The organism is Burkholderia sp. Ac-20392, from assembly GCF_017104585.1.
In the GTDB taxonomy this organism is placed as follows: Bacteria; Pseudomonadota; Gammaproteobacteria; order Burkholderiales; family Burkholderiaceae; genus Burkholderia; species Burkholderia lata.
Genome location: NZ_JAAGPB010000807.1, coordinates 1 through 2291, shown reverse-complemented (window position 1 = coordinate 2291; position 2291 = coordinate 1). Strand labels below are relative to the sequence as shown.

Below are 2291 nucleotides of genomic sequence, written 5' to 3'. Positions count from 1 at the left end.
AACCCGGCCGCGCGCGGCCGCCTGAACGGGCTGTTCGTCGGGCTGTTCTTCATCGGCGGCGCGCTCGGCGCAGTGCTCGCCGGCACTGCGTGGGCCTGGGGCGGGTGGAGCGCCGTGTGCAGCGTGGGATTCGCGTTCGCCGGCACGGCCACCGTCTTCGGGCTCACGGCCGGACGCGGGGCCGGCGCAGCCGCGTTGACGCGCCCGCGTGCCTAGGCCAGCGTGACGCAGGCCCGAAAAGCCGAACGCCCCGCCCTCTTGCGAGGGACGGGGCGTTCGGCGCACCGGTGTCGGTGAGAAATCAGTGACGGACCAGCGCCATCATCGCGCCGAAGCCGACGAACAGCCCGCCCGTCAGCCGGTTGAAGATCTTCGCGACACTCTGGCTCTTCAACGTCGCGCCGATGCGCGTGCCGAACGACGCGTAGACGAGATACCAGCTCACCTCGATCACCGCGAACGTGACGACGAGAATGCCGAACTGCGGCAGCGTCGGCTCGGCCGCGTTGATGAACTGCGGCAGCAGCGCGGCCGCGAACAGGATCGCCTTCGGGTTGCTGCCCGCGACCAGGAAACCGTTGCGGAACAGCGTCCCGCGCAATGCCGGGGCGGCCTGGCGCGACACGGTGTCGACGTCGGTGGCCGGCTGCTCGTCGTCGACGCGTGCGCGCCACGCCTTCACACCGAGGTAAATCAGGTAGGCCGCGCCCGCGAAGCGCAACGTGTTGAACATCGCCGGCCAGGCTTCCAGCACCGCGCCGAGACCCGCCGCCGACACCGACAGCATCAGCACCAGCGCACTGAGGCAGCCGGCCATCGTCCACGTCGAACGCCGCAGCCCGTGCCGCGCACCGTGCGTCATCACCAGCAGCATGTTCGGGCCCGGAATCGCCGACACGACGAACACCGTCGCCACGAAAAGCCACCACGTATGCAAGTTCATGCCCGCCTCTGCGTCGATGTAAGGGAAAACGAAACGTCGATTATGCCGGTGCGCCGGACTTCTGTCGCGCGGCGGATCAGCGGCCCGCGCGGCGCAGCGCGACTTCGCCGAGCACCGCGAAATCCTGCTCGCCGCCGCCGTGCGCAAGCGCGTCGAGCAGGTTGTCGCGCACGACGCTCGCCACCGGCAGCGGCACCGACACGGCGTCACCGGCTTCCAGCGCGAGGCGAACGTCCTTCAGCCCGAGGCGCGCCTTGAAGCGCGCGGGCTCGTAGCGTCGCTCGGCAATCATCGAGCCGTAGCCTTCGTAGACCGGGCCCGGAAACACGCTGCCGGTGATCACGTCGAGGAAGTCGCGCATCGCGACGCCGTGCGCGCCGAGCAATGCCGAGGCTTCGCCGAGCGTCTCGATCGCCGACGCGAGCGTGAAGTTCGCGGCGATCTTCGCGACGTTCGCATGCTGCGGCAGCGACCCGAACCGCCAGGTCTTCTGGCCGATCGCGTCGAACAGCGGCTGCACGCGGTCGATCGCCTCGGCCGGGCCGCCCGCCATGATCGTCAGGCGCGCGGCGGCGGCGACATCGGGCCGGCCCATCACCGGCGCGGCGACATAATGGATGCCGCGCGACGCATGCGCGTGCGCGAGCGATTCGGCCAGCGCGACCGACACCGTCGCCATGTTCACGTGGATCAGGCCGCGCGGCGCCTCGGCGAGCAGCGCATCGTCGAAGATCGCGCGCGCCGCGGCGTCGTCGGCGAGCATCGAGAACACCGCGTCGCCGCGAAACGCGTCGGCCGGCGTGTCGACGATCTGCGCGCCGACGGCAACGAGCGGCTCGGCGCGCTCGCGCGACCGGTTCCAGACCCGCACCGTATGCCCGGCCTTCAGCAGGTTCGTTGCGATTGCCTGCCCCATTTCACCCAGCCCGATAAATCCGAGATCCATTTCCCGCTCCTTCGCTCCGTGGAGCGGGGAGTTAACCACAGATGCGCGACGTCTGCAGGGCACGCAGCCGGCGATGCGCGGTGCCATACTGCGCGCATGGCGACCGCGACCTTCCGCTTCCACGACGAACTGAACGCCTTTCTCCCGCGCACCCAGCGCGACCGCGCGTTCGGGCATGCGTGTGCGCGTGACGCGACGCTGAAGCACGCAATCGAGGCGCTCGGCGTCCCGCATACCGAAATCGGCCGGCTGTGCGTGAACGACGCGCCAGCCGCGCTCGACCGGCCGCTCGACGACGGCGACCGCGTCGAAGCCTTTCCGGAACGCGCGCAGCCGACGACGAACGGGGCCACCGCGCCGCCACCGGCGCAGTGGCGCTTCGTCGCCGACGCGCATCTCGGG

Annotated in this window: 2 protein-coding genes and 2 pseudogenes; 2 read left to right on the top strand and 2 right to left on the bottom strand. The window is 70.4% G+C overall.

What is annotated here, in order from left to right:
* A pseudogene (locus G3N99_RS38460) lies at positions 1-216 on the top strand (MFS transporter); the annotation flags it as partial.
* Positions 217-301: 85 nt separating this feature from the next.
* On the opposite strand, the gene G3N99_RS38455 reads toward G3N99_RS38460, so the two are convergent.
* The gene (locus tag G3N99_RS38455; RefSeq protein WP_206125001.1) at positions 302-943 is read right to left on the bottom strand and encodes a LysE family translocator; all 642 of its coding nucleotides are present in this window, start codon (positions 941-943) and stop codon (positions 302-304) included.
* A gap of 76 nt (positions 944-1019) precedes the next feature.
* A complete protein-coding gene (locus G3N99_RS38450; protein ID WP_277396495.1) occupies positions 1020-1976 on the bottom strand; it encodes an NAD(P)-dependent oxidoreductase in 957 nt (318 codons plus the stop codon).
* Positions 1977-1985: 9 nt separating this feature from the next.
* Between G3N99_RS38450 and G3N99_RS38445 the strand changes: the two are divergent.
* Positions 1986-2291, top strand: a pseudogene (locus tag G3N99_RS38445) (twitching motility protein PilT); the annotation flags it as partial.

Coding starts and splice junctions, on each gene's coding strand:
- G3N99_RS38450 (WP_277396495.1), bottom strand. CDS start 1,976: ATGGCACCGCGCATCGCCGGCTGCGTGCCCTGCAGACGTCGCGCATCT.
- G3N99_RS38455 (WP_206125001.1), bottom strand. CDS start 943: ATGAACTTGCATACGTGGTGGCTTTTCGTGGCGACGGTGTTCGTCGTG.